25 protein-coding genes are annotated in these 24,970 nt (G+C 72.5%); 17 read left to right on the top strand and 8 right to left on the bottom strand.

Going from position 1 to position 24,970, the window contains the following annotated elements; genetic code table 11:
* The first annotated feature begins 92 nt into the window (after window positions 1–92).
* Window positions 93–1,175, top strand: a complete 1,083-nt coding sequence (locus tag N0B34_RS01155) for an NAD-dependent epimerase/dehydratase family protein (RefSeq protein WP_263729352.1) — start codon at window positions 93–95, stop codon at window positions 1,173–1,175.
* Here the strand turns inward: N0B34_RS01155 and N0B34_RS01150 are convergent.
* From N0B34_RS01150 to N0B34_RS01140, 3 genes are all read right to left on the bottom strand, one after another.
* On the bottom strand, window positions 1,172–1,642 hold the full coding sequence (locus N0B34_RS01150; RefSeq protein ID WP_263729351.1) for an HIT family protein: 471 nt from the start codon (window positions 1,640–1,642) through the stop codon (window positions 1,172–1,174). The two genes, N0B34_RS01155 and N0B34_RS01150, sit on opposite strands and share 4 nt — an antisense overlap.
* A gap of 43 nt (window positions 1,643–1,685) precedes the next feature.
* On the bottom strand, window positions 1,686–2,237 hold the full coding sequence (locus tag N0B34_RS01145; protein WP_263729350.1) for a DUF1697 domain-containing protein: 552 nt from the start codon (window positions 2,235–2,237) through the stop codon (window positions 1,686–1,688).
* A gap of 103 nt (window positions 2,238–2,340) precedes the next feature.
* A complete protein-coding gene (locus N0B34_RS01140) occupies window positions 2,341–2,916 on the bottom strand; it encodes an NYN domain-containing protein (protein WP_263729349.1) in 576 nt (191 codons plus the stop codon).
* Window positions 2,917–3,006: 90 nt separating this feature from the next.
* Here N0B34_RS01140 and N0B34_RS01135 point away from each other — a divergent pair, with 90 nt between their 5' ends.
* Entirely contained in the window at window positions 3,007–3,534 is a 528-nt protein-coding gene (locus N0B34_RS01135; protein ID WP_318529950.1) for a MarR family winged helix-turn-helix transcriptional regulator, read from the top strand.
* A gap of 100 nt (window positions 3,535–3,634) precedes the next feature.
* Window positions 3,635–4,189, top strand: coding sequence for a flavodoxin domain-containing protein (locus N0B34_RS01130; protein ID WP_263729348.1), 555 nt, complete (start codon window positions 3,635–3,637; stop codon window positions 4,187–4,189).
* A 95-nt stretch (window positions 4,190–4,284) separates the two neighbouring features.
* Here the strand turns inward: N0B34_RS01130 and N0B34_RS01125 are convergent, their stop codons facing one another.
* Window positions 4,285–5,136 (bottom strand): serine/threonine-protein kinase, encoded by an 852-nt coding sequence (locus N0B34_RS01125; RefSeq protein WP_263729347.1) that lies wholly within the window; start codon window positions 5,134–5,136, stop codon window positions 4,285–4,287.
* A 109-nt stretch (window positions 5,137–5,245) separates the two neighbouring features.
* Here N0B34_RS01125 and N0B34_RS01120 point away from each other — a divergent pair, with 109 nt between their 5' ends.
* The 8 genes from N0B34_RS01120 to N0B34_RS01085 all read left to right on the top strand — a co-directional run bounded on the left by N0B34_RS01120 (window position 5,246) and on the right by N0B34_RS01085 (window position 14,218).
* Complete coding sequence (locus tag N0B34_RS01120; RefSeq protein ID WP_263729346.1) at window positions 5,246–6,295, top strand: LacI family DNA-binding transcriptional regulator; 1,050 nt, start codon at window positions 5,246–5,248, stop codon at window positions 6,293–6,295.
* Window positions 6,296–6,526: 231 nt separating this feature from the next.
* A complete protein-coding gene (locus N0B34_RS01115; RefSeq protein WP_263729345.1) occupies window positions 6,527–8,179 on the top strand; it encodes a glycoside hydrolase family 13 protein in 1,653 nt (550 codons plus the stop codon).
* 145 nt (window positions 8,180–8,324) lie between these two features.
* Window positions 8,325–9,716 (top strand): ABC transporter substrate-binding protein, encoded by a 1,392-nt coding sequence (locus N0B34_RS01110; protein ID WP_263729344.1) that lies wholly within the window; start codon window positions 8,325–8,327, stop codon window positions 9,714–9,716.
* Window positions 9,717–9,879: 163 nt separating this feature from the next.
* Window positions 9,880–10,917: a carbohydrate ABC transporter permease gene (locus N0B34_RS01105; protein WP_263729343.1), complete on the top strand. Its 1,038-nt coding sequence runs from the start codon at window positions 9,880–9,882 to the stop codon at window positions 10,915–10,917.
* On the top strand, window positions 10,914–11,813 hold the full coding sequence (locus tag N0B34_RS01100; RefSeq protein ID WP_263729342.1) for a carbohydrate ABC transporter permease: 900 nt from the start codon (window positions 10,914–10,916) through the stop codon (window positions 11,811–11,813). Before N0B34_RS01105 ends, N0B34_RS01100 begins: the two co-directional genes overlap by 4 nt.
* Window positions 11,814–11,873: 60 nt before the next feature.
* Window positions 11,874–13,064: a ferrochelatase gene (locus tag N0B34_RS01095; protein WP_263729341.1), complete on the top strand. Its 1,191-nt coding sequence runs from the start codon at window positions 11,874–11,876 to the stop codon at window positions 13,062–13,064.
* A gap of 51 nt (window positions 13,065–13,115) precedes the next feature.
* A complete protein-coding gene (hemQ, locus tag N0B34_RS01090) occupies window positions 13,116–13,814 on the top strand; it encodes a hydrogen peroxide-dependent heme synthase (RefSeq protein WP_318529949.1) in 699 nt (232 codons plus the stop codon).
* Between the two features lie 44 nt (window positions 13,815–13,858).
* Window positions 13,859–14,218, top strand: coding sequence for an META domain-containing protein (locus N0B34_RS01085; RefSeq protein ID WP_263729340.1), 360 nt, complete (start codon window positions 13,859–13,861; stop codon window positions 14,216–14,218).
* Window positions 14,219–14,228: 10 nt separating this feature from the next.
* Here the strand turns inward: N0B34_RS01085 and N0B34_RS01080 are convergent, their stop codons facing one another.
* Window positions 14,229–15,479: a Glu/Leu/Phe/Val family dehydrogenase gene (locus N0B34_RS01080; protein ID WP_263729339.1), complete on the bottom strand. Its 1,251-nt coding sequence runs from the start codon at window positions 15,477–15,479 to the stop codon at window positions 14,229–14,231.
* A gap of 40 nt (window positions 15,480–15,519) precedes the next feature.
* Window positions 15,520–16,569 (bottom strand): LacI family DNA-binding transcriptional regulator, encoded by a 1,050-nt coding sequence (locus N0B34_RS01075; protein ID WP_263729338.1) that lies wholly within the window; start codon window positions 16,567–16,569, stop codon window positions 15,520–15,522.
* A gap of 526 nt (window positions 16,570–17,095) precedes the next feature.
* Between N0B34_RS01075 and N0B34_RS01070 the strand changes: the two genes are divergently transcribed.
* From N0B34_RS01070 to N0B34_RS01055, 4 genes are all read left to right on the top strand, one after another.
* Entirely contained in the window at window positions 17,096–18,394 is a 1,299-nt protein-coding gene (locus tag N0B34_RS01070; RefSeq protein ID WP_263729336.1) for an ABC transporter substrate-binding protein, read from the top strand.
* A gap of 92 nt (window positions 18,395–18,486) precedes the next feature.
* Window positions 18,487–19,494: a carbohydrate ABC transporter permease gene (locus N0B34_RS01065; protein ID WP_263729334.1), complete on the top strand. Its 1,008-nt coding sequence runs from the start codon at window positions 18,487–18,489 to the stop codon at window positions 19,492–19,494.
* Window positions 19,491–20,414 (top strand): carbohydrate ABC transporter permease, encoded by a 924-nt coding sequence (locus tag N0B34_RS01060; protein ID WP_263729332.1) that lies wholly within the window; start codon window positions 19,491–19,493, stop codon window positions 20,412–20,414. The genes N0B34_RS01065 and N0B34_RS01060 overlap by 4 nt, the downstream gene beginning before the upstream one ends.
* A 59-nt stretch (window positions 20,415–20,473) precedes the next feature.
* Complete coding sequence (locus N0B34_RS01055) at window positions 20,474–21,478, top strand: LacI family DNA-binding transcriptional regulator (protein WP_263729330.1); 1,005 nt, start codon at window positions 20,474–20,476, stop codon at window positions 21,476–21,478.
* Between the two features lie 28 nt (window positions 21,479–21,506).
* Here the strand turns inward: N0B34_RS01055 and N0B34_RS01050 are convergent, their stop codons facing one another.
* A complete protein-coding gene (locus N0B34_RS01050) occupies window positions 21,507–22,010 on the bottom strand; it encodes a DUF2505 domain-containing protein (RefSeq protein WP_263729329.1) in 504 nt (167 codons plus the stop codon).
* Between the two features lie 126 nt (window positions 22,011–22,136).
* On the opposite strand from N0B34_RS01050, the gene N0B34_RS01045 reads away from it, so the two are divergent.
* Window positions 22,137–23,621 carry a sensor histidine kinase gene (locus N0B34_RS01045; protein ID WP_263729328.1) on the top strand — a complete coding sequence of 495 codons (1,485 nt, stop codon included), beginning with the start codon at window positions 22,137–22,139 and terminating at the stop codon, window positions 23,619–23,621.
* Window positions 23,622–23,767: 146 nt separating this feature from the next.
* On the opposite strand, the gene N0B34_RS01040 is transcribed toward N0B34_RS01045, so the two are convergent.
* A complete protein-coding gene (locus tag N0B34_RS01040; protein WP_263729327.1) occupies window positions 23,768–24,016 on the bottom strand; it encodes a WhiB family transcriptional regulator in 249 nt (82 codons plus the stop codon).
* 453 nt (window positions 24,017–24,469) lie between these two features.
* Between N0B34_RS01040 and N0B34_RS01035 the strand changes: the two genes are divergently transcribed.
* The gene (locus N0B34_RS01035) at window positions 24,470–24,970 is read left to right on the top strand and encodes a hypothetical protein (RefSeq protein ID WP_263729326.1); all 501 of its coding nucleotides are present in this window, start codon (window positions 24,470–24,472) and stop codon (window positions 24,968–24,970) included.

Below are 24,970 nucleotides of genomic sequence, written 5' to 3'. Positions count from 1 at the left end.
GGAGCCGCCGGTGCCACCGTGGTCCGCAGGCGCCCGCGACGGACGGGGCCCGGGAGGAGCGGCGTGGACACGGTCGGCGATCGGCAGCGCTCATGAGGGTCGTCATCCTCGGGGCCAGCGGCAACGTCGGCACGGCGCTGCTGCGCCGCCTCGCGACGGATGCCACCGTCACCTCCGTCGTGGGCGTCGCGCGGCGTGTCCCTGACCGGGTCCCGCCCGCGCCGTACGACATCGCCTCGTGGCAGGGGGTGGACCTCGGGGCGCCCGGGCCGGACGAGCCGGTCGTGCGCCGGCTCACCGACGTCGTCACCGGGGCCGATGCCGTCGTCCACCTGGCCTGGGCGATCCAGCCCAGCCACGACCGCGCGCGGCTGCGCGCCACCAACGTCGTCGGGACGCGTCGCGTGCTGGAGGCCGTGCGGCGCGCCGGGGTCCCGCAGCTGGTGGTGGCGTCGTCCGTCGGCGCCTACTCGCCCGCCGAGGGTGACGAGCCGCGTGCGGAGGACTGGCCGACCGACGGCGTGCGGTCGTCCTCGTACAGCGTGGACAAGGCGGCGGTGGAGCGGATGCTGGACGAGGCCGTGCAGCGGCTGCCCAGCCTGTCGGTCGCCCGGCTGCGGCCCGCGCTGATCTTCCAGCGGGCGTCCGGCCGCGAGATCGGCCGGTACTTCTTCGGGCCGTTCCTGCCCGAGCGTGCACTGGGCCACGTGCCGGTGCTGCCGTGGCCGGTCGGCCTGCGCCTGCAGGTGGTGCACGCCGACGACGTCGCCGCGGCCTACCGCGAGGCCGTGGTCCGCAGGGTGAGCGGGCCGTTCAACGTGGCGGCGCCCGGGCTGCTGCACGCGGAGGACGTCGCACCGCTGGTCGGCGCCGACCGTGTGGTCGAGGTCTCCCGGACCGCCGCACGGGCAGCGGTCGCGGCCGGCTGGCACCTGCGCCTGGTGCCCGTCGGTCCAGGCTGGCTGGACATGGCGTTCGCGGCGCCGGTCCTGGACACCGGGCGGGCTCGTCGCGAGCTCGGGTGGCAGGCGGGGCACGACGCGGCGGCCACCCTGGCAGAGGCGGTGCGGGGCATCTCCGACGGCGCCGGCACCGCGAGCCCGCCGCTGCGTCCCCGGCACGTTCCGCGGCGTCCGGCGAGGGGCCGACCCGTCCCGGAGGGCATCGGGCGCTAGCGAGGCACCCGACCGGCCTGTGCCAGCGCGGGCGAACCGAGCGCAGCCGGCACGTGAGCGCCGTGGCCCGCGGTGCGCAGACCTGCCCGGAGCGCCTCGGCCGAGGCGTCGAGCTGCTGCGGGGGCACGTCCGTCCGCGCGTTGGCGAACGTGAGGCTGCGCTCGTCCCACGCCGGCAGCACGTGGAGGTGCAGGTGCGGCACCTCGAACCCGGCGACCAGGACGGCTGCCCGCGGAGCGCCCCACACCGCCTGCTGCGCGAGCCCGATGGTCTTCGCCACGGCGATGAGGTGCGCCAGCGCGTCGTCCGGGGCGGCGGTCAGCTCGGGGTACTCCGCACGTGGCACGACGAGGACGTGGCCGTCCGTGATCGGCGCGATGGTCGCGAAGGCGACGGCCTGGTCGTCCGCCCAGACGAACCGCCCGGGGAGCTCGCCGTCGATGATCCGGGTGAAGAGCGTCGCCATGAGGCCCACGCTAGCGCCGTCCTTCGACCCGTCCGACGGCAGGTCAGCGACGCTCGTCCACCAGCGACTGCAGCGCCAGGACGGTGCGCCAGTTGCGCGCGGTGCCCACCCGGCCGGCCGCACGCGAGAGGACGTCCAGCGTCAGCCGGGACCGTCCGATGCCGTGCGGGTAGTAGACGTACGTCTCGTCGCCGTGCCAGGCGACCTGCTCCTCGCCGTACCGGGCGGCGTCGAACGTCCCGACGCTCTCCTCGTCCGGCGTGCCCTCCCAGCAGACGACCGTCAGCCGGGAGGGGTCGTCGGCGGCGTGGTCGGTGAACGGCACGTCCGCGACCAGCCGGTCCCACTGCGTCCCGCTCCTGGTCAGCACGGGCACGGCGAAGCCGCACAGCCGGCCCAGGGCCCGCGACAGGCGCGGGCCGATCGTCTCAGGACTCGAGTCGGACGACGGGACCAGCACCGCGTTGCCGCTGGCGGCGTAGGTCGCCACCCGCTGATGACCGAGCTCGGCGGCGGCGGCGCGCAGGTCGGCGCTGCGGACCGTCCGGCCGCCGACGTTCACCGCGCGCAGCAGCGCGACCGTCACCTCGGGCACGGTCCACACTGTGCCGCGCGCGCGTCACGGCAGCCAGTGCGCCACGCGCTCGCCCGGCGCCCGCTCCGAGCGAGCGTCCCCGTCCGGTGCGCCGACCGACCGGTCAGAGGTAGCGGGTGGGGTCGAACTCGTCGAGCGGGATGATCCGCAGGCGCGGCAGCTGCACGTTGAAGGCGGCGACGTCGAGCTCGAGGTCGAACGTCTGCAGGCCCTTGGCGGTCAACGAGGCCAGCGCCGTGCTGGTGAACTCGCGGAAGGCGAGCAGGCCGACCCGGCGGTCACCCTCCACGAGCCGCTGCACCTCGGGCGCGAAGTCGCCGTCGTGGCTGGCGAGCATGACGTCGCCACCGTGCTCCGCGATCGCGTCGAGCATCCGCTTGATGCCGATGTCGACCACCTTCTCGGTGGCGTCGCCCGCCAGCGGGATCGGCTGGAAGCCGATGGCCAGCAGCGCCTGCACGAACGACATCGGCAGCGAGCCGCTGGAGGCGTTGAGGAAGAACAGGCCGCGCACGTGCTGACCCCAGCGCTGCTCGGCGAACGCCAGGACGCGCTCCCACCTCGGTCGCTGGTCCGGGCTGGGCCGGCCACCGAGGATCGACGAACCGAGCGTGGCGTCGATGTTCTCGCCGTCGACCAGCAGGTACGTCGTCGGACCGGCGGCCGGGATCGTGCTCATCCGGTCACTGTAGCCAGCGGGCACAATGGGACGCCGCGGGCCTCTCCGTGGTCTCGCCCGTGGCGCCGGTACGCCTGCGACGGTGCCCGTGTGGGTGTGGGTGTGGGCGGTGGCACGGAGCGGACGGGAGCGGCGACGACGATGGAGCGCGCAGGGCGGCGGGCGACGACCCGCGAGGTCGCCGACGCCTGGGAGTCGCTGTTCCGCACGCAGGTGACCGTTCTCCGTCGGCTCCAGGACGACGACATCTGGGACGAGGTCTCGCTCCGTGAGTACGACGTCCTCTTCGCGCTCTCGGGGGCGCCGGGCCTCACGTTGCGGCAGCGCGACCTCCAGGAGGCGTCGCTGCTCAGCCAGCCCAGCCTGTCCCGCCTCGTCGACAGGCTCGTGGCTGCCGGGCTCGTCGAGCGTCGTCCCGTGCCGGGCGACGGACGAGGGGTCGGCGTGCACCTCACGGACGAGGGCCTGAAGGTGCAGCGTGCGGTGGGACGCCGGCACGTGCGGTCGATCGAGCGACTCCTGGGCGGCACCCTGGACGCCGACGAGCTGGCAGCCCTCAGGGTGCTGCTGGACCGGCTGCGGCACGGCGCCGCCACGACCCCGCCCGAGCGGCCGTGAGGCCGCCCATCGCGGGACCTCCGGCCCATCGCACGGCGGGGCACCGCAGGAGACGATGGATCACCTCGCCACGAAGCGCAGCGCATCCCGGGGAGGGTTGATGAGGGTCCTGGTTACGGTCGCGTCCCGCCATGGCGCGACGTGGGAGATCGGCGAGGTGATCGCCGAGGTCCTCGCCGACTGCGGTCTCGACGTGGAGACGCGCGCGCCGGAGGACGTCGCGACGCTGGACGGGATCGACGCGGTCGTGCTGGGGTCCGCGGTCTACCTGGCGCACTGGATGCCGTCGGCGCGCGACCTCGCCGACCGCCAGACCCAGGAGCTGCGGAAGCGCCCGGTGTGGCTGTTCTCCTCGGGTCTGGCTGTGCAGCCCGCCGCGTCGGCGAACTCGCCGCACGAGCTCCTCGCACTGCGGGACCAGCTCCAGGCCCGCGGTCACAGGAGCTTCCGGGGGCGGTTGGACCGCTCGTTGCTCACGTTCACGGAGCGAGCCGCCATCGCAGGCGCTCGGGCGCGCGAGGGTGATCATCGCGACATGGGTGCGGTCCGGGCATGGGCTACCGAGGTGGCCGACGACCTGATCGCGCACCCGGAGCCGATGCCGTCCGTCGAGGGCGCGTCGTTGCTCCACGAGCCGCGGCACGCCGCGGTCTGAGCCGGGTCCTCCCGGTCGCCCGTTCCGGCGGGCGCAAACGGCCGTACGGCGCCTCGCGGCGGCTGCCGGAGGTCGAGATCGTCGTACCCGCTCGGTCAGCCGGCCGCCGGCGCGAACCGCAAGGCCCGGAGCTCCGCGGCGACGGCCGTGATCGGTGGGCGGTTCGCAGGTTCGAGCTCCGTCATGCCGCGCAGCAGCCGCTCCCAGTCCCGGCCGAACCGGGTGGGCACGTCGGGCGCGCGAAGGAGCCGCGCGAGGCCGCTCGCGATCGGGTCGCCCGGGTACGCCCGCTCGCCGGTGAGGCACTCCATGAGGACCAGGCCGAGCGAGTAGACGTCGGTCGCTGCCGTCAGCGGTCGGCCCAGTGCCTGCTCGGGGCTCTGGTAGCCCGCGGTGGCCGCCGAGTCCTCGCTGTGCGACCGCTCCGACGGCACGGCGATGCCGAAGTCCGCCAGGACGACGGGTAGCTCGGGACCGTGGGTGGCACCACCGGGCCGCGGGTCCGCTACCAGCACGTTCGCAGGCTTCACGTCCCGGTGCAGCACCCCGGCACCGTGCGCGTGCGCGAGCGCGAGCGCCAGCTGGCGCCCGACGTCCGCCGTGACCGTCGGGCCGAGCGCACCCTCCCGCAGCACGTCCCGGAGCGTCGGCCCGGGCACCAGCTCCATCACCAGGAAGGCGACGGAGCTGCCGTCCTCCAGGACGTCCGAGCCGACGTCGAGGAGCGCGACGAGCGCCGGATGGCTCAGTCCCGCGAGCACGCGCGCCTCTTGCGCGTACCGGCGGATCTGGTCCGGGGACGCGGAGTCGAGCGGGAACAGCTTGACGGCGACGGGTCGGTGCAACCGAAGGTCGGTCGCCTGGACCACATGCGCCTGGCCCCCGTGCCCCAGCGCGTGGCCCAGGAGGTATCGGTGCGCCAGACGGGTGCCTGGGGCAGGGGTCACGGAACACGACGGTAGGAGCGCCGAGGTCGGCTCGCACGTCGAGGAGCGGCTTGCGTCCACTTGCGCGATATTGCAAACCACTTGCGTCGGATCCGCGTAGGATCCCGGCATGTCGCGACGTCTGGCAGAGGTGGCCCGCAAGGTCGGTGTGTCCGAGGCGACGGTCAGCCGGGTGCTGAACGGGAAGCCCGGCGTGTCGGATCAGACGCGTGAGGCCGTCCTCACGGCGCTGGACGTGCTCGGCTACGAGCGGCCCACCAAGCTGCGCGGAGAGCGGGCGCGGCTCGTCGGCCTTGTGCTGCCGGAGCTGCAGAACCCCATCTTCCCGGCGTTCGCCGAGGTCGTCGGCGGCGCCCTGGCTCAGCAGGGCTTCACCCCCGTACTCTGCACGCAGACGGCGGGCGGTGTGTCAGAGGAGGACTACGTCGACCTGCTGCTCGGTCAGCAGGTGTCGGGCATCGTCTTCGCGGGCGGTCACTACGCCCAGCGGGACGCGAGCCACGACCACTACCGCCTGCTGTCCGGGCGAAAGCTGCCGGTGGTCCTAATCAACGCGTCGATCGAGGAGCTCGCGTTCCCGAGGGTCTCCTGCGACGACGTGGTCGCGGTCGAGCAGGCGCTCGGCCACCTCGTCTCGCTGGGCCACACGAGGATCGGTCTGCTGCTCGGACCGGCGGACCACGTGCCGTCGGAGCGCAAGCTGCAGGCCGCGCGGGAGGTGGCCGCCCGCCTGGGCGTCGACCTGGACGACCGCCTGGTGGTGCGGTCGACCTACTCCCTCGAGGCCGGTCAGGCGTCCGCGACGCGGTTGCTGCGGCACGGCGTCACGGGGATCGTCTGCGCGTCCGACCCGCTCGCGCTCGGGGCGATCCGCGCGGTCCGGCGGTCGGGGCGACGGGTGCCCGACGACGTCTCGGTGGTGGGGTACGACGACTCGGCGTTCATGAACTGCACCGAGCCCCCGCTCACCACGGTGCGGCAGCCGATCGACGCGATGGGCCGGGCGGCGATCGACCTGCTGGTCGCCCAGATCCGCGGCGCAGCGGTGGCGAACGACGAGCTGCTGTTCGAGCCCGAGCTCGTGGTGCGGGGCTCCACCGGCCCGGCCCCGACCGCGCCGGCCGCCGCGGGCGAGCGGTCTGCCGCCCTCGCGCGCTGACCGCCCGTCCCGGCTGCGCTGCCGGTCCCGCTGACCGTTCGGCGTCGTCCCGGCGGCGTCACGCGCGCTGAGGCGCACCCCGTTCGCTGGACTGTCACGTTTTGATTGCGTCGGTGTCGAGTTCTTGCGCGATTTCGGTCGACGGATTTATGGTCCGTGACGAGACGATGACGTCCCGTCCGGAGGGCCGAGCGCCCGGTGTCCGAACGGGTCCGACGAGACGAGGACCCTGTGCCGCAGCAGCACCACCCCGACGCCCTGTGGTGGCGGGACGCGGTGATCTACGAGGTCTACCCACGCAGCTTTGCCGACGGTGACGGCGACGGCACGGGCGACCTCACCGGTCTGCGCGCGCGGCTGCCGTACCTGGCCGACCTGGGGGTGGACGCGCTCTGGGTGACGCCGTGGTACGCGTCACCGATGGCCGACGGCGGCTACGACGTGGCCGACTACCGCCGGATCGACCCGGCCTTCGGCACGCTCGAGCAGGCGGAGCAGGTGATCGCCGACGCGCGGGCGCTGGGCATCCGGACCATCGTCGACGTCGTCCCCAACCACGTCTCCGACCAGCACGCGTGGTTCCGGGCCGCGCTGGCCGCGGCGCCCGGCTCGCCCGAGCGGGCGCGGTTCTGGTTCCACCCCGGCAAGGGTCCGAACGGGGACACCATGCCGACGCGCTGGCGCTCGGACTTCGCCGGCAGCACCTGGACACGGACCACGCAGCCGGACGGGACCCCGGGGGAGTGGTACCTGCACCTGTTCACCCCGCAGCAGCCGGACCTGAACTGGTCCAACCCCGACGTGGTGGCCGAGCACCTCGACATCCTGCGGTTCTGGTTCGACCGCGGTGCGGCCGGCATCCGGATCGACTCGGCGGCCCTGCTCGTCAAGGACCCGGCTCTGCCGGAGGTCCCGCTGAACCCTGGACCCGGTGCGCACCCGCACGTCGACCGCGACGAGCTGCACGACATCTACCGGGGGTGGCGCGCGGTCGCCGACTCCTACCCCGACACGCGTGTGCTGGTCGGTGAGGTGTGGCTCGCGGACCCCGAGCGGTTCGCCCGCTTCCTGCGGCCCGACGAGATGCACACCGCCTTCAACTTCGACTTCATGGCCCGGCCCTGGCAGGCCTCGGCGCTGCGCGAGTCCATCGACTCGACGCTGGCCGCGCACGCCTCGGTCGGTGCGCCACCGACGTGGGTCCTGTCGAACCACGACGTGACACGGCCCGTCACCCGGTACGGACGGGCCGACACCGGCTTCTCGTTCGCCGCCAAGCGGTTCGGTACCCCGACGGACCTCGGCGTGGGACGCCGTCGGGCGCGCGCCGCCGCTCTGCTGGCCGCCGCGCTCCCGGGCCCCTGGTACGTGTACCAGGGCGAGGAGCTGGGCCTGCCGGAGGTCGAGGACCTCCCGCCGGAGGTGCTGCAGGACCCGATGCACTTCCGGTCCGGGGGAGCCGACCCCGGGCGCGACGGCTGCCGGGTGCCCCTGCCGTGGTCCGGGACCACGGCGCCCTACGGGTTCAGCCCACCTGGTGCCACCCACCAGCCCTGGCTCCCGCAGCCGGCGGACTGGGGCGCGCTCACGGTCGAGGCGGAGGAGGCCGACCCGCGGTCGATGCTGCACCTGTACCGCGAGGTGATCCGCCTCCGGCACGGCGAGCCGAGCCTCGGCGACGGGCCGCTGACGTGGCTGCCGTCGTCGCCGGACGTGCTCGCGTTCGCCCGGGGCGACGTGACGTGCGTCGTCAACCTCGGGGCAGCAGCGGTGGAGCTGCCGCCGCACACCGACGTCCTGCTCTCGAGCGAACCGCTCGAGTCGGGCCGGCTGCCGCGCGACACCGCCGCGTGGCTGCGCACCGCACCTCCGGTCGTCGTCTGACCACCGCGGGACCACGGCCGCCGCTCTGGTCCACGCACCGCTCGACGCACCAGGCCCGGTGCACCGCGCCGGGCGCACCACCGCACCACCCGCACCACCGATGCAGCACCCGTGTTCCCGCCATCCCGTCCCAGAAGGAGTGACGATGAGGTCCTCACGCACCGCCGCGCTCGGCATCGCCGGCGCGGTCAGCCTCGGCCTGCTGGCCGCGTGCAGCTCGGCAGGGGGCGCCACGTCGGCGTCGTCGACCAGTGCTGCCCCGCAGAAGGTCACCATCACGGTGGCCGGGCTGCTGCCCGGCGCCAAGCAGGACGCCGTCGACGCGCTGAACACCCGCGTCAAGGAGTTCGAGGCGAAGTACCCGAACATCACCGTGCAGCCGCAGGAGTACCAGTGGCTCGCCACGACGTTCGCCGCCCAGCTGGCCGGCGGGACGCTGCCCACCGTCTTCGAGATCCCCGTGACGGACGGCAAGACCCTGATCCAGAACGGCCAGCTCGCCGACATCGACGCCCAGGTCAAGCAGCTGCCGTACGCGAACGACTTCAACCAGGCGGTCGTCTCGAACGCCAAGGGCGACGACGGCAAGTTCTACGCGGTGCCCGCCAAGTCGTTCTACAGCGTGGCGCTGCACTACAACCGCACCCTGTTCACCAAGGCAGGCCTCGACCCGGACAAGCCGCCGACCACCTGGGACGAGGTCCGCAAGGACGCCAAGATCATCCACGACAAGACCGGCGTGGCGGGCTACGGGATGATGGCGCTCGACAACGCCGGCGGGTGGCAGCTGGTGGCGGCGGCGAACTCGCGCGGTGGGACGGTGCAGACCACCGACGGCAAGGGCAAGTACACCGCCACGCTGAACGACCCGGCGGTCAAGGCGCACCTCGAGTGGCTCAAGGCGCTGCGCTGGGAGGACAACTCCGTCTTCCCCGACGTCACGCTCGGTTGGGCGGAGATCAACCAGGCGTTCGCCGGCGGACAGCTCGCCATGTACACGTCCGGCTCGGACATCTACACCGCGCTGGTGCAGAACCAGGGCCTGACCAAGGACTGGGGCTACGGCCTGACGGCCATCCCGACGGAGAACGGCGGTGGCGCCCTGGGTGGCGGCACGCTCGCAGCGGTGAAGGTGCAGGCCACAGCGGCGGAGAAGGACGCCGCCGTCAAGTGGATCGACTTCTGGTACCTGTCCAAGCTGCTCGACCAGGACCAGGCCGTCGCGGACGCCAAGGCCCAGTCGGCCTCCGGCCAGGCCGTCGGCACGCCGGTGCTGCCCATCTTCAGCAAGGACCAGTACACGAAGTCCCTCGGCTGGATCAAGGACTACGTCAACGTCCCGCTGGAGAACATGAAGGGCTACACGGACGTGATGTTCACCCAGAAGCTGGTCGGTGAGCCGAGCCATGCCACGCAGGACACCTACGCCCTGCTGTTCCCCGTGGTCCAGGCCGTGCTGACCGACAAGAACGCGGACATCGACAAGCTGCTGGCCAACGCGAACACGCAGGGTCAGGCCCTGCTCGACCGCAGCTGACCGCCCGGGCGCCCGGCCGGTCCCGCACGACCCGCCGGGCGCCGCCGCCCCGCCCCCCTTCGGGCCCCCCCCCCCCCGGGCCCCCCCCCCCCCCCCCCCCCCCCGGCCCGCCCCCCGCCGCAGCGCCGCCCTGCGGGCCGGCGCAGACGAGAAGGACGCCACCATGACCACCGACGACGTCGTCGAGGTCCGCCCCCGGTCCGCGGGTCCCCGCGGCGGCCGGCGGGCCGACCGCACGGCCGGTGCCCGAACGGACGACCGCCGCGCTCCCATCCCGCGCCCGCCCGCCGACCAGGGGCGCCGACCACGTCGTGGACCGGCGACATGGGTCCGCGGCGGCGGGCTGTCCGCCCTGGTGTTCGGCCTGCCGGCGATCGTGGTGTTCGGTGTCTTCTCCTGGATGCCGATCGTCAAGGCCGTCGTGATGAGCCTGCAGCGGACCAACCTGGTCACCACTCACTGGGTGGGCCTGGCGAACTTCCAGCGGGTGCTGACGGACCCGGTGCTCCCGATGGCCGTCCGCAACACCCTGTGGTTCGCCCTCCTCGCCCTGGTGTTCGGCTATCCCGTACCGCTGGTCGGTGCGGTGCTGATGAGCGAGGTCCGTCGCGCCAAGGGGCTGTACTCCGCCCTGGCGTACCTGCCGGTCGTGGTGCCGCCCGTGGTGGCCGTCCTGCTGTGGAAGTTCTTCTACGACCCGCGGCCCACCGGCGTGTTCAACACCGTCCTGGGCTGGGTCGGCATCGCCCCGGTGCCCTGGCTGCAGTCGATCTCGCTGGCGATGCCGTCGCTGGTGCTCGAGGCGACGTGGGCCGCGGCCGGCGGGACGGTGATCATCTACCTCGCGGCGCTGACCTCGGTGCCCGCCGAGCTCTACGACGCCGCCGAGGTCGACGGAGCCTCCGTCTGGGGCAAGGTGTGGCACGTCACGCTGCCGCAGCTGCGCGGGGTGCTGTTCATCACCCTGATCCTGCAGGTGATCGGCACGGCGCAGGTGTTCCTCGAGCCCTACCTGTTCACCGGCGGCGGCCCCAACAACGCGACGGTCACGATCCTGCTGCTGATCTACCGCTACGCCTTCGGCAACAGCCTGGGCGGCCGGTACGGCGAGGCGACGGCGCTGTCGCTGATGCTGGCCGCGGTCCTCGCCGTGCTGTCCGTCGTCTACTTCCGTCTGACCCGCCGCTGGAGCACCACATGAGCGCCCGCACCGCCGAGCCGACCACCCGCACCGCCGTCTCCGACGTCGAGTGGCGCCGGCCGCGGGTCCGGCTGCCGTGGCAGGGGATGCACGTGGTGCTGCTCGGCCTGCTCATCCTGTGGTGCCTCGGCCCGCTCGTGCTGCTCGTGAAGTTCGCCGTCACGCCGACCCAGGACATCCTGTCCCACCCGCTCGCGCTGTTCCCGCACGGCGTCGCGTGGAGCAACGTCACCGCTGCCTGGAACGACGTCCACGTCAGTCGGTACTTCCTCAACACGGTGGTGCTGGCGGCGGGGTCGTGGGCGTCGCAGCTCGTCGTGGCGACGACGGCGGGCTACGTGCTGTCCGTGCTGCGGCCGGCGTGGGCGCGGGCGCTCAACGGTGCGGTGCTGGCGACGCTGTTCGTGCCGGCCGTCGTGCTGCTGGTGCCGTTGTACCTGGTGATCCTGCACCCGCCGCTGATCGGGCACTCGCTGGTCAACTCGTTCTGGGCCGTCTGGCTGCCGGCCGGCGCGAGCGCGTTCAACGTCGTGCTGATCACCCGGTTCTTCGACAACCTGCCCCGGGAGGTGTTCGAGGCGGCCCGGGTGGACGGGGCCGGTCCGTACCGCCTGTTCTGGTCGGTGGTGCTGCCGATGAGCAAGCCGATCCTCGGCGTCGTCTCGGTGTTCGCCGTCATCGCGTCGTGGAAGGACTTCCTGTGGCCGCTGCTGGTGCTGCGCAACCCCGACCTGCAGCCGCTGTCGGTGCGGCTGCCGTCGCTGCAGGCCACCACGGACCTCGGCGTGCTGATGGCCGCGCTGGCGATCTCCACGCTGCTGCCGGTCGTGCTGTTCCTGCTGTTCCAGCGGATGTTCCTGCGCGGCGCCGGCCTGGGCGGGGCGGTCAAGGGCTGAGCATCTCGCGGCGGCAGAGCCCGGGCCGGAGCGCAAGGGTGACGATGCGATGATCGGGGGGTGCCCACCTCGCCTGACCTGACCCGTCCGTCCGAGGCCGACGCCTCGGCCGCGCAGCCGCTCGCACCGTACGACGCCGTGCTCCTGCTGTCCTTCGGCGGGCCCGACGGTCCCGACGACGTCATGCCGTTCCTGCGGAACGTCACCGCGGGGAAGAACATCCCGGACGCGCGGCTCGAGAAGGTGGCCGAGCACTACCACCACTTCGGCGGCGCCAGCCCGATCAACGGTCAGAACAAGGCCCTGCTTGCTGCCCTTCGTGCCGAGCTCGACGCGCGCGGGGTGAGCACACCGCTGGTGTGGGGGAACCGGAACTGGGCACCCTTCACGCTCGACGCGCTGACGGAGGCGTACTCGGCCGGTGCCCGCAGGGTGCTGGCGGTGGTGACCAGCGCGTACTCGTCGTACTCCGGCTGCCGCCAGTACCGCGAGGACCTCTGGAAGGCCCTCGACGGGCTCGCCGCCCAGGTGGCCGGCCCGGGCGCCGACCACCCGTTGCAGGTGGACAAGATCCGGGCGTACTTCAACCACCCGGGCTTCGCCGAGGCGGCCGCCGACGCGGTGGTCGACGCGTTCGGGCAGCTTCCCGCCGACGCGGGCGATGCGCGCCTCGTCTTCGTCACGCACTCCGTCCCGACGACGATGGACGAGGCGTCCGCCGTCTCCGGCGCCACCTACACCGACCAGCACCGCGACGTCGCGGCTGTGGTCGCCGCGGCAGCGGCCGAGCGTCTGGGCCGCCCGCTCGACTGGGACCTCGCGTTCTGCTCGCGCTCCGGGCCGCCGAACCAGCCCTGGCTCGAGCCCGACGTGAACGACCACCTGCGCGAACTGCACGCGGCGGGGACCGGCGCCGTGGTGCTGGCGCCCATCGGCTTCGTGTCCGACCACATGGAGGTCGTGTACGACCTGGACACCGAGGCGCTCGCGACGGCGGCGGAGCTCGGCATGACGGCCGTCCGCGCCGACACGGTCGGCGTGCGCGCGCCGTTCGTCTCGGGGCTCGTCGACCTGCTGCTCGAACGCGCCGCGCACGAGCGGGACCGGTCGGCGGGGCGGCTGCCCGAGGCCGGACCCGCGGTCGGCGAGCTGCCCGCCTGGTCCGAGATCTGCCGCCCCGGCTGCTGCCTGCAGCGCGCCGGATCGCCGTCGGGCGTGCCGGCCGCGTGCTCGGCGGACCCGCTGTCCTGACCGTCCGGCCGCGCGCCACGAAACCCTGACCCAGCTCACCGAGGAGACCTTGTGACCACCGTCGACGCCGAGACCGTCAACTCCAGCCTGCGCTACACGATGTGGGCCGTCTTCGCGCTCGAGGACGCGCTGCCCGCGGACGACGAGGAGCGCGCCGCCCTCGTCGCCGCCGCGGAGCAGGCCGTGGCATCGGACCCCGAGCTGACGGTCCGCGGCTGGTACGACGTGTCCGGGCTGCGCGCCGACGCCGACCTGATGGTCTGGTGGCACGCGGAGACGGTGGAGCAGGTGCAGGGCGCCTACCAGCGGCTGCGGGCCAGCGAGCTCGGTTCCGTGCTCACGCCGGTGTGGTCCGTGGTGGGCCTGCACCGACCGGCGGAGTTCAACCGCTCCCACGTGCCGGCGTTCCTGGCCGGTGAGGAGCCCGGGGCCTACGTGTCGGTCTACCCCTTCGTCCGCTCGTACGACTGGTACGTGCTCCCCGAGGAGGAGCGCAGCCGGATGCTCGCGCAGCACGGCCGCGCCGCCGCCCCCTTCCCGGACGTGCGCGCCAACACCGTCGCGACGTTCGCCCTGTCGGACTACGAGTTCCTGCTCGCGTTCGAGGCGCCGGAGCTGCACCGGATCGTCGACCTGATGCGCACGTTGCGCGGGGTGGACGCCCGGCTGCACGTGCGCGAGGAGATCCCGTTCTTCACCGGTCCGCGCGTCGCCCTCGGCGAGTGGGCCGACAAGCGACCGCTTCGCTGAGACGCCCCGGTGCGGGTCCGTCCCGCCCGGTCCATGATCGGCGCATGACCATCGACCTGCGTGGCACGTGGACGCTGGTGGAGCTGGACGACTCGTCGCCCGCCGCCGGACCGCGAGGCCCCGTGCACCTGACCTTCGACGGTGACGGTCAGGTGTACGGGATGGCGGGCGTCAACAGCGTCCGGGGCACGTGGACGCTCGAGGACGGCCGGTTGCAGCTGGGCCCGCTCGTCTCCACGCTGCTCGCCGGCGAGCCCGGGCCGACGGCGACCGAGCAGGCCCTCGTCGCCCTGCTCCGAGAGCCGTTGCAGGTGACGGTCGACGAGGACCGCCTGCGGCTCGCGGCCGACGACGGGTCGACCGCGCTGCTCGCGCGCGCCGACCCGTCGGTCCGCCTCGTCTGACCCGCTTCGGTCAGGGGTAGAGCCCGCGGATCAGGTGCGCCTCGGCCACGCGCCGGACGCCGATGACCAGGGCCGCGTCCCGCAGGGAGATGCCCTCGGCACGGGACACCTGGGACACCGTGGCGTACGCCTCGAGCATGCGGTGCTCCAGACGCTCCTCGATCTCCCGCTCGGTCCACCAGTACGCCTGGTTGGCCTGCACCCACTCGAAGTAGGAGACGACGACGCCGCCCGCGTTGGCGAGGATGTCGGGCACCACCACCACCCCTCGGTCGGCCAGCACGCGGTCGCCCTCCGTCGTCGTCGGCCCGTTCGCGGCCTCGACCACCCACCGCGCCTTGACCCGCGCGGCGCTCTCCTCGTCGAGCACGCCCTCCACGGCGGCGGGGAACAGCACGTCGACGTCGAGCGCCAGCAGCTCCGCGGGGTCGAGCGGATCGGCGTCGGCGAACCCGACCACCGAACCGGTGCGCGCCACGTGTGCGGTCAGCGCTGCGACGTCCAGCCCGTCGGTCCGGACGATCGCGCCACGCTCGTCGCCCACCGCGACGACGCGGCAGCCCTTCTCGTGCAGGAAGCGGGCCAGCGGAGCGCCCACCTTGCCGAAGCCTTGGATCGCCGCGCTGACCTCGTCGAGCCGCACGCCGGCGTCCCGCAGGGTCGCGGTCGCGGCGTGCAGCACGCCGCGGGACGTGGCCGTGGCGCGGCCGAGCGACCCGCCGACGGCCAGGGGCTTGCCGGTGGTGACGGCCGGGATGGTGAACCCGCGGTTGACCGAGTAGGTGTCCATCACCCAGGCCATCACCTGCTCGTCGGTCCCGATGTCCGGGGCCATCACGTCCCGCTCCGGGCCGATCATCGGCATGATCTCGCTGGTGTACCGGCGGGTGACCCGCTCCAGCTCGAAGGGCGAGTACGCGCGCGGGTCGATGGTGACGCCGCCCTTGGCGCCGCCGTACGGCAGCTCGACGACGGCGCACTTCCACGTCATCCACATCGCCAGCGCCCGTACCTCGTCGATGTCGACGCCGGGCGCGTACCTCAGTCCGCCCTTGCCGGGTCCACGCGAGATGTTGTGCTGGACGCGGTAGCCGTGCAGCAGCTCGACGTGGCCGTCGTCACGGCGCAGCGGCACGGCGACGTGGAGCTCGCGCCGGGGTTGGCGCAGGACGGCGTGCATGCCGTCGTCGTAGCCGAGGATCTGCACGGCTGTCGCCAGCTGCGCTCGCGCCGTCGCGAGCGGAGAGGGAGAGGGGTTCATGGGGCCACGATGCCACCCCCGTGCTGGCCGGGCCGGTTGCCTACGCCGAGGCGCGCACCACCAGCTCGGGGGCGAAGATCAGCGGCGGCGTGGGCGTCGCCCCCTGCAGCTGGTCCAGGAGGCGCAGGCCGGCTGCCCGCGCCATCGCGACGACCGGCTGGATGACCGAGGTGAGCGGCGGCTGGGTGGAGGCCGCGACCCCGAGGTTGTCGTAGCCCACCACGGCGACGTCCTTGGGCACCTCCCGGCCGAGCTCCGCCAGCACGGGCAACGCGCCGGCGGCCATCAGGTCCGAGGCGATGAAGATGCCGTCGACGTCCGGGTGCTCGGCGAGCAGCCGCCGGGCCGCCTCGGCGCCGGAGACGATGGTGAAGTCGCCGTGCACGACCGCGTCGTCGCGTTGGCCGGCGGCGGTCATCGCCTGCCGCCAGCCGATGAGGCGGTCGATGCCGGCGGACATGTCCTCGGGTCCGGCGATCGTGCCGATCCGCCGGCAGCCGCGGTCCAGGAGGTGCTGCGTGGCCATCCGGCCGCCCTGGACGTTGTCGGTGTCGACGTACTGCAGCCGGGAGTCCACCTCGGGCGTCGCGGACAGCGGTCGCCCGACGAACACGCTCGGCAGCCGCAGCTCGACGAGAGCCCGGTCCAGGGTGTCGTCGCGGTGGTGCGACACCACGATGGCGCCGTCGACGTGGCCGTTGCGCAGGTAGCGGACGGTCCGCTCGTTCTGGCCGGGACGCGCGATCACGAGCACCACCTGGATCTCGGTGTCCGCGAGCGCGCTCGCCAGTCCGTTCAGGGTGCCGGCGAAGAAGGGGTCGGACAGCACCCGCTCGTCCGGCTCCGGCACGACGAGCGCGATCGAGTCCGTCCGTCGGGTGACCAGCGAGCGCGCGGCCCGGTTGGGGGAGTACCCGAGGTCCGCCACCGCGGCCTCGACCGCCAGCAGTGCCTCGGGGGACACCCGCAGCCCTCCGTTGATCGCCCGGGACGCCGTGGACCGGGAGACGCCGGCCTTCGCGGCGACCTGCTCGAGGGTGGGGACGGCCGGGCGTGCGGCATCCACGCCGCGCACGAGGCGATCGGCCATGCTGCCTCCTCCACTGCCTGGGGTGAGCCGGGGACGAGCTCCGTCCCGGTCAGGTCACCCTCCTGGTCTGGAACCTAGCGCGGCGCGCCCGCCGATCCACATCCGGGCCGGTCGCGTCTCGTTCTGCGCGACGCGGGCACCCGGGGCGGTGCGTCCTCGGACGCACCGACGAGGCGGCTCACTCTTGGGAGCGCTCTCCTCCGCCATCCTGGAAGCGCTCCTACGGAATTGGTGCCACGCGCTGGGCCGCGGGATCTCCGCGCGGCTGCGCAGGGCTAACGATTCGGTAACGTCACTGGGTATCACAAACCGCTGACCTGCATGGATGCGTTCCCACACTGCAACGTCACCTGATCGCTGCTTGACAGCCTCCTGGGGACGCAAGAGGGTTCCGGCAGCGCGTGGGAACGCTCCCGCAAGGTGGTGGGAGCGAGTCCACGGGGCATCAGCCCTCGTCCGCGCCGGGTGGTGCGGACGACGACCGGTTGACGGCAGAGCTGCCGTCAAGACGACGAGGGAGTCAGCAGTGCACAAGTCACGCACGGTGTGGGCCGCGGCCGCAGGCCTGACCGGCATCGCCCTGGCGGTGACCGGATGCTCGACGGGCAGCAGCAGCAACAGCGCGAGCACGGCGTCGTCCGGCGGCAAGGTCACCCTGAAGGTGCAGACCTTCAACGAGTTCGGCTACGCCGACCTCTTCACCGAGTACATGAAGGACCACCCGAACGTCACGATCGTCAGCGACAAGGCGGCCAAGTCCGACGACGCGCGCGCCTCGGTCAAGAACGCGATCGCGACGAGCACCGTGACCGACGACATCGTCGCCGCGGACGTCGACTGGATGCCCGAGCTGCTGAAGTCCTCCGACTTCTTCGCCGACGTCAAGACGACGGACAACGCCAAGCGCTGGCCCGACTGGAAGATGGCTCAGGCCACCGACGCGTCCGGCAAGCTGATCGGCCTCGGCACCGACTCCGGCCCGCAGGGCGTCTGCTACCGCAAGGACCTGTTCCAGAAGGCCGGCCTGCCGACCGACCGCGCCCAGGTCGCCACGCTGCTCGGCGGCTCGAGCGCGACGTGGGACCAGTACTTCGCCACCGGCCAGAAGTTCATGGCCGCCAACACCGGTGCCGCGTGGTTCGACTCCCTGGGCGCCCTCGCCCAGGTGGCCAACAACCAGCAGGCCGAGCCCTTCGAGTCCAAGTCGGACGACTCCATCACCGTCGGCAAGTCGGACTCGAACGCCAGCAAGGTCTTCACCATGCTGACGTCGCACACCGACCAGTCCGCGCACCTCGCGCAGTGGACCGACGACTGGACGAAGGCCTTCGCGTCCGACAAGTTCGCCACCGTCATGTGCCCCGCGTGGATGACGCAGATCATCGCCGGTGACGCCCCCGACCAGAAGAACTGGGACATCGCCGACGTCCTGCCCGGCGGTTCCTCCAACTGGGGCGGCTCGTTCCTGCTGGTCCCGGCCAAGGGCAAGAACGTCACCGAGGCCAAGGCGCTCGCCGACTGGCTGACCGCCCCGGCCCAGGCCGCGAAGGTGTTCGTCAAGTTCGGCAACTTCCCGAGCCAGACCGACGCCGTCAAGGACGCCACGGTCACCGCCAAGACGGACACCTACTTCAACAACGCCCCGACCGGCCAGATCTTCTCCAACCGGTTCTCGGCCGTCTCGAAGCAGCCGTACCGCGGTTCGCACTACTTCGACATCAACGACCAGTTCGGCAAGGCGCTGACCCGGGTCGACGTCGACAAGACGGACAACGCCGCGGCTTCGTGGCAGAAGTTCCTCGACGCCGTCAAGCAGCTCGGCTGACAACGGCATGACCAGCGGGGTCGGGGCGTCGCCGTCCCGACCCCGCTGGTCGCCCGTGCACCCGCAGTCAAGTCGGACGAGGAGTTGTCCCCATGGTCACCATCACTGAGTTGCCGACGCGCCCGCGCGACGTACGGCCTCGCCGCCGGATCGGCATGCGTCAGCGGCTCGGCCGCTGGGACGTCAAGGTGTCGCCCTACCTGTACATCTCGCCGTTCTTCGTCCTGTTCGCCATCACCGGCCTGTTCCCGCTGCTGTACACGGCCGTCGTCTCGCTCCACAAGTGGAACCTGCTGACGGGTGAGGGGCCTTTCGTCGGGCTCAAGAACTACGTCGACGTGCTGCACCAGCCCTTCTTCTGGAAGGCGCTGCGGAACACGTTCAGCATCTTCGCGCTGTCGACGATCCCGCAGATCATCATCGCCCTGGTCATCGCCGCGGTGCTCAACGCGAACCTGCGGGCGCGCACGTTCTGGCGGATGGGCGTCCTGGTGCCCTACGTGGTCGCGCCGGTCGCCGTCGCGATGATCTTCGGCCAGATCTTCTCCGACCAGTCCGGCATGATGAACGCGATCCTCGCCAAGGTCGGCATCAGCCCCGTCGGCTGGCACTCCAACGTGCTGGCGAGCCACCTGGCGATCGCCAACATGGTCAACTACCGGTGGACCGGGTACAACACGCTGGTCATCCTGGCGGCGATGCAGGCCATCCCCAACGACATCTTCGAGGCAGCCATCATCGACGGCGCCTCGCGGGTCCGGCAGTTCTTCTCGGTGACGATCCCGATGATCCGGCCGACGCTGATCTTCGTCATCATCACGTCGACCATCGGCGGTCTGCAGATCTTCGACGAGCCGACGATGTTCGACCAGCAGAACTCGGCGACCACCGCGGGCGGCGCCGACGGCCAGTTCGTCACGGTGACCATGTACCTGTACCAGCTGGGCTGGGGCAGCCAGAACAACCTGGGGCGGTCGGCTGCGGTCGCGTGGTTGCTGTTCCTCGTCATCCTCGCGATCTCCCTGGTGAACTACTGGTTCACCAACCGGATCGCGTCCGACTCCGGTGCCGTGCGCCGGGCACGGAAGGTCCGGTCATGAGCGCGCCCTCCATCCCCTCGATCGAGCAGTTCGCCGGCCGTGGTGCGGCCAGGGCGGCGGCTCGTCGCCAGAACCACCGAGGCTCCGGGGCCGAGCGCCGGCCGCGCTGGCTGACCTACACGATCCTCACGATCGTGCTGCTGATCGCGATCTACCCGCTGTACTACGCGTTCCTGATCGCCTCCTCCACCAAGGAGGACGTGGCGCGGCACCCGATCCCGTCGCTGGTCCCGGGGTCGCACCTGTTCGAGAACATGCTGTCGGTCATCAACTCCGACATCGGCTTCTGGCCCGCGCTGGTGAACTCGATCATCGTGTCGACCGTCACGGCCGTGTCCGTGGTGCTGTTCTCCACCCTGGCCGGCTACTCGTTCGCCAAGCTCCGGTTCCGCGGCCGTGGTCCGCTGCTGGTCTTCGTCATCGCCACCACGGCGATCCCCACCCAGCTCGGTGTGGTCCCGCTGTTCCTGGTGATGAAGCAGCTGCACCTCATCGGCAAGCTGCCGGCGGTCATCCTGCCGGCGCTCGTCACGGCGTTCGGCGTGTTCTGGATGACCCAGTACCTCGAGGGCGCGCTGCCGTACGAGCTGATCGAGGCCGCCCGCGTCGACGGTGCCTCGATGTTCCGCACGTTCTGGTCGATCGCGCTCCCCGCGGCTCGTCCGGCTGCCACGATGCTCGGCCTGTTCGCGTTCGTCGCCAACTGGACGAACTACTTCTGGCCCCTGGTCGTGCTCGGTGCGGTGCCAGGACGGACCACGCTGCCAGTGGCGCTGAAGATGCTCCAGGCCCACTACTACGCCGACTACTCGCAGGTGATGGCCGGTGTGTTCGTCTCCGTGCTCCCGTTGCTCGTGATGTTCATCCTGGCCGGTCGCCAGCTGGTGTCGGGCATCATGCAGGGAGCGGTGAAGGGCTGAGCACCGTGCGGCTGAGGGACGAGCGGCCCCGCCAGACGCACCAGCACGGTGGGGTCGCCGTGGTCCCTCCCACCCTCGAGGAGGTCGCGGCACGGGCAGGCGTCTCCCGGTCCACGGCGTCGCGGGCGATCAACGGCGGTGATCGCGTCTCGCCCGCGGCCCTGGCCGCGGTCAACGCCGCCGTGCTCGACCTCGGCTACTCGCCGAACCGTGCGGCACGGTCGTTGGTGACGCGTCGCACCGACTCGATCGCGCTGGTGGTGCCCGAGCCGGACGAGCTGGCCCTGTCGGACCCGTTCGTGCTGGCCGTGCTCCAAGGGCTGTCGAGCTCGCTCGCCGACTCCGACGTGCAGGTGGTGCTGGTGATCGCGCGACCCGGGCAGTCGGAGCGGACGCTGCGGTTCCTGCAGGGCGGTCACGTCGACGGCGCGATCGTGGTCTCCCACCACCGCGGGGGAGACCTCGATCCCGTCCTGGCGCAGCTGCCCCAACCGCTCGTGTTCGTGGGCCGGCCGCTGGTCGGCGCCTCTTCCGGGCTCGAGCAGTACGTCGACACGGACAACGTCGACGGTGCGGTCCAGGCGACCCGCCACCTGATCGACACCGGCCGGCGGCGCATCGCGACGATCGCCGGACCGCCGGACATGTCGGCCGGCATCGACCGGCTCGCGGGCTGGCGGCACGCGCTGACCGAGAAGGGTCGGCCGGTGGACGCGATCGTGCACACCGACTTCACGCTCGCGGGCGGGCAGGCGGCCACGCACCGGCTCCTGGACGAGCACCCGGACGTCGACGGCATCGTGGCCGCCTCGGACCTCATCGCCGTCGGGGCGATGGCCGCGCTGGCCGCGCGCGGGAAGCGTGTGCCGGAGGACGTGGCGGTCGTCGGGTACGACGACCTGGGGGTGGCGGCCACGGCGCACCCGCCGTTGACGACGGTCGTGCAGCCCGCGGTGGCGATGGCGCGGGCCGCCGGCGAGCGGCTGCTCGACCTGCTCGCGGGCGGACCGCCCCGGGAGCCCGAGGTGTTCCCGGCGACCCTCGTGGTCCGGGCCTCGAGCTGAGGCCGGCGGGTTCGCCGCCTCGTCCGCCCTAGTGGGCGTTCTCCGCCAGCCACTGGGCGGCGACGGCCTGCTCGGCCACGAGCGCGTCCCGGACGGCGCCTGCCGCCGCCTTCTCGACCGCGGCGCCGAACAGCGGCACCGCGGCGCGCAGCTCACCGTCGTAGGTCAGCGTGCAGCTGTACGGAGTCACGGCACGCAGGCTGGTACGGCCCGTCAGCCGCACCGGCGCACCGACGACCTCGACCACCACGGTGCCGTGGCGACCGTCCTCGTCGGGCTCGTCCCACGCCTCGACCTGTCGCACGTCGATCCGCGCCCCGACGAAGGACCGCAGCTGCGCCGGGATCTGGTCCGTCGGCAGCGAGCGTCGCGTCGTGACCGTGAACCCGTCCGCCGGCGAGCCGGCCACCACCACCTCGCCGTCAGGGTCCCCGGTCGCGGCGACCTTGGCGCGCACGTAGCCGGGGTCTGCGAGCATCCGACCCGCGCCGGCGAGGTCGGTGGGCAGGTCCAGGGTCACGCGCAGCTGCACGGTGAGCCTCCTCGCAGGGGGTCCGTCACCACCCGCGCCCGCGGGACGCTGGGCGCTTGTCGGTGAGGGTGAGGGTATCCCGCCGCGGGTCACGGCGGCGGGTCGTTCGCCGCCTACCCTGGTCCGGTGTCAACCCTGAGCACGCTCGCCGACCGGTACGGCAGCCTGGAACCGGCCGACCTGGAGTGGCTGCACCTGCTGGTCGGGGACTGGCAGGTGATCTCCGACCTGGCCTTCGCGGACCTGGTGCTGTGGCTGCCCACCGTCGACGGCGACTTCGTGGCGGTCGCGCAGGTGCGCCCGTCGACGGCAGCGACGGTGCACTACGACGACGTGGTCGGCTCCCTGGTGCCCGAGGGGCAGCGGGCGCAGCTTCTCCGGGCCCTGGACGAGCAGCGGTCGCAGCGGTCGCGCGAGCCTCGCTGGTTCGGCGAGTACGCCGTGCGGGAAGAAGCCGTGCCGGTGGTCCGCAAGGGACGGGCCGTCGCGGTGCTGGCCCGCCAGACCAACCTGGGCGGCGCGCGGACACCGAGCCGGCTCGAGCTCAACTTCGTCGAGGCCGCCGACGACCTGCTCGGGATGGTGGCGCGGGGCGAGTTCCCCGCTGCGGATGCGCCGACCGGGCCTCGCCGAGGCGCTCCTCGCGTGGCCGACGGCCTCGTGCGGCTCAACGGCGAGGGAGAGGTGCTCTACGCCAGCCCGAACGCGCTCTCGTGCTTCCACCGGCTGGGCGCCCTGGGGGACCTCGTCGGACGCTCCCTGATCGAGGTGACCACCGACCTGCTCGACACCGACGCCACGGTCGACGAGTCGCTGCCGCTGGTGCTGATGGGCCGGGCGCCGTGGCGCGTCGACGTCGAGACGCGGGGCGTCGCGCTGTCCTTGCGTGCGGTGCCCCTCACGGAGGGGACCGAGCGTGTCGGCGCGGTGCTCCTCTGCCGGGACGTCTCCGAGCTCCGCCGCCGGGAACGGGAGCTGATCACCAAGGACGCGACGATCCGGGAGATCCACCACCGGGTGAAGAACAACCTGCAGACCGTCGCGGCGCTGCTGCGGCTGCAGTCGCGGCGGGTGGGCAGCGACGAGGCGCGCGAGGCCCTCGGCGAGGCGGAGCGCCGGGTCGCCACCATCGCTCTGGTGCACGAGACGCTGTCCCAGACCCTCGACGAGACGGTGCCGTTCGACGACCTGATCGGGCGCAGCCTGCGGCTGGCCGCCGACGTGGCCACTCAGGACGGCGCACACGTACGGACGCGGGTGCACGGGTCCTTCGGCCTGGTGCGGGCCGAGGACGCCACGGCGCTCGCTCTGGTGCTGACCGAGCTGGTGACCAACGCCGTCGAGCACGGGTTCAGCGGACGCGCGGCCGGGACCGTCGAGATCACCGCCGAGCGGGCGGGGGATCTGCTGCACGTGACGGTTGCCGATGACGGTGCCGGCGTCCCGAGCGAGAAGGGAGCCGGCAGCGGGCTCGGTACCCAGATCGTCTCGACGCTGGTGCGGAACGAGCTGCGGGGGTCGATCGCGTGGCGTCCGCGGCCCGGCGGCGGCACCAGCGTCGAGCTCGAGGCTCGGCTGCGGGTCAACCGGGATGCGGCCACCGTGGCCTGATCTGCGGTGCTCCCCCGAGAGCAGCAGGACCGGCTCGCCAGTCGGCGGCCGGTCCTGAGGCTCGATCGGGTGCGGAGCAGCGGCCGATCGCGGTCGGTCCGCGCGGGACGCCGACGCGGGCGGGCTGCTCGGGTACTGCGCTCAGCTCAGCCGGCGCGGCGCTGGCGTGCGGTGCGGCGCTTGAGGGCCCGACGCTCGTCCTCGGACAGGCCGCCCCAGACACCGGCGTCCTGACCGGTCTCGATCGCCCACTTCAGGCAGGTGTCTACGACCTCGCAGCGACGACAGACCGCCTTGGCCTCCTCGATCTGCACGAGCGCGGGGCCGGTGTTGCCGATCGGGAAGAAGAGCTCGGGGTCCTCGTCGAGGCACGCTGCGCGGTGGCGCCAGTCCATGACATCTCCTTGGCACACGACGGCCCGGCTGCCCGGTCGGGGGCATGGCGGACGGCCGCGAGAAAGTGGGGGTGGGATGACTTGCTGCGTCAAGGTTCACATCCGCGGCGGGCCCGCACAAGGGTTACGGGAACGTTTCGACCCGTGACGAGTGAGGCGTTCGTCACACCTGTGCACGTGCTGAGCGGACCGGACGCCACCGGGTGGGGGTATGTCCGGACGTTCGTCCAGGTCAGCCCATGAATTGCCGAATCAGGGCGCTGACCAGGGGTGCCGCGGTGATCGCACGCGGCGCGGCCCTGGCGTCGAGGCGATGTGGGCCAGGTCACCCCGGTGGGCGAAGGTTGCCGGCCGGTGAACGTAGGACAAAGGACCTAGGCATTCTGGTGACGGTCTGGTCATCGTCACGTCCGGGATCTGCTATACGGCCCCCGGGGCCGTAGGGTCGTCGCCGTGCCACCCTCCTCCAGCACCCGCTCGACGGGGTCGCCCTCCGGGTCTTCGCCGTCGGGACGTGGTAGCCCGCGGCAGCCCGACGAGGTCGCCGGCAGGCCCCGGCTGGTGTGGGCGGTGGTGGTGGCCGTCTGGGTGGAGGCGCTCGCCGCGGCGGCCGCCGTGGTCGCTCTGCTCGTGGTCCTCGTGCGCGGGACCCAGCTCGCTGCCGCATCGGTGGCGCTCGCCGTCCTCGCGGCAGGTCTGGCTGCGGTGCTCGCCGCCGCCGGTCGGGCGCTGCTGGCCGGGCGGCGGTGGGCGCGCAGCCCGGTGATCACCGTGCACGTGCTGGTCGTCGCCATGGCGGTGGCTTCATGGCGCACCGCGCCGGCGCCGTGGCCCGCGGTCGGGGCCGCTCTCGGGGTCTTGGTGGTCGCGTGCCTGCTGCCGCGGTCCGTCGTGTCCTGGACCGACCGTACGAGCCCGCCGCGCACGCCGGCCGGCCAGGACGGGCGGCGCTGA

It is taken from the genome of Cellulomonas sp. SG140 (genome assembly GCF_025770785.1).
GTDB lineage: Bacteria > Actinomycetota > Actinomycetes > Actinomycetales > Cellulomonadaceae > Cellulomonas.
Note: the sequence above shows the minus strand (reverse complement) of the source record. Positions and strands in the feature narration are given on the sequence as shown.

What these genes read in the sequence shown, in the direction of transcription:
- N0B34_RS01150 (WP_263729351.1), bottom strand. Translation starts at nt 1,642, where the DNA reads ATGGCGACGCTCTTCACCCGGATCATCGACGGCGAGCTCCCCGGGCGG.
- N0B34_RS01040 (WP_263729327.1), bottom strand. Translation starts at nt 24,016, where the DNA reads ATGGACTGGCGCCACCGCGCAGCGTGCCTCGACGAGGACCCCGAGCTC.
- N0B34_RS01105 (WP_263729343.1), top strand. Translation starts at nt 9,880, where the DNA reads ATGACCACCGACGACGTCGTCGAGGTCCGCCCCCGGTCCGCGGGTCCC.
- N0B34_RS01085 (WP_263729340.1), top strand. Translation starts at nt 13,859, where the DNA reads ATGACCATCGACCTGCGTGGCACGTGGACGCTGGTGGAGCTGGACGAC.
- N0B34_RS01140 (WP_263729349.1), bottom strand. Translation starts at nt 2,916, where the DNA reads ATGAGCACGATCCCGGCCGCCGGTCCGACGACGTACCTGCTGGTCGAC.
- N0B34_RS01065 (WP_263729334.1), top strand. Translation starts at nt 18,487, where the DNA reads ATGGTCACCATCACTGAGTTGCCGACGCGCCCGCGCGACGTACGGCCT.
- N0B34_RS01075 (WP_263729338.1), bottom strand. Translation starts at nt 16,569, where the DNA reads ATGGCCGATCGCCTCGTGCGCGGCGTGGATGCCGCACGCCCGGCCGTC.
- N0B34_RS01110 (WP_263729344.1), top strand. Translation starts at nt 8,325, where the DNA reads ATGAGGTCCTCACGCACCGCCGCGCTCGGCATCGCCGGCGCGGTCAGC.
- N0B34_RS01120 (WP_263729346.1), top strand. Translation starts at nt 5,246, where the DNA reads ATGTCGCGACGTCTGGCAGAGGTGGCCCGCAAGGTCGGTGTGTCCGAG.
- N0B34_RS01080 (WP_263729339.1), bottom strand. Translation starts at nt 15,479, where the DNA reads ATGAACCCCTCTCCCTCTCCGCTCGCGACGGCGCGAGCGCAGCTGGCG.
- N0B34_RS01155 (WP_263729352.1), top strand. Translation starts at nt 93, where the DNA reads ATGAGGGTCGTCATCCTCGGGGCCAGCGGCAACGTCGGCACGGCGCTG.
- N0B34_RS01100 (WP_263729342.1), top strand. Translation starts at nt 10,914, where the DNA reads ATGAGCGCCCGCACCGCCGAGCCGACCACCCGCACCGCCGTCTCCGAC.
- N0B34_RS01130 (WP_263729348.1), top strand. Translation starts at nt 3,635, where the DNA reads ATGAGGGTCCTGGTTACGGTCGCGTCCCGCCATGGCGCGACGTGGGAG.
- N0B34_RS01060 (WP_263729332.1), top strand. Translation starts at nt 19,491, where the DNA reads ATGAGCGCGCCCTCCATCCCCTCGATCGAGCAGTTCGCCGGCCGTGGT.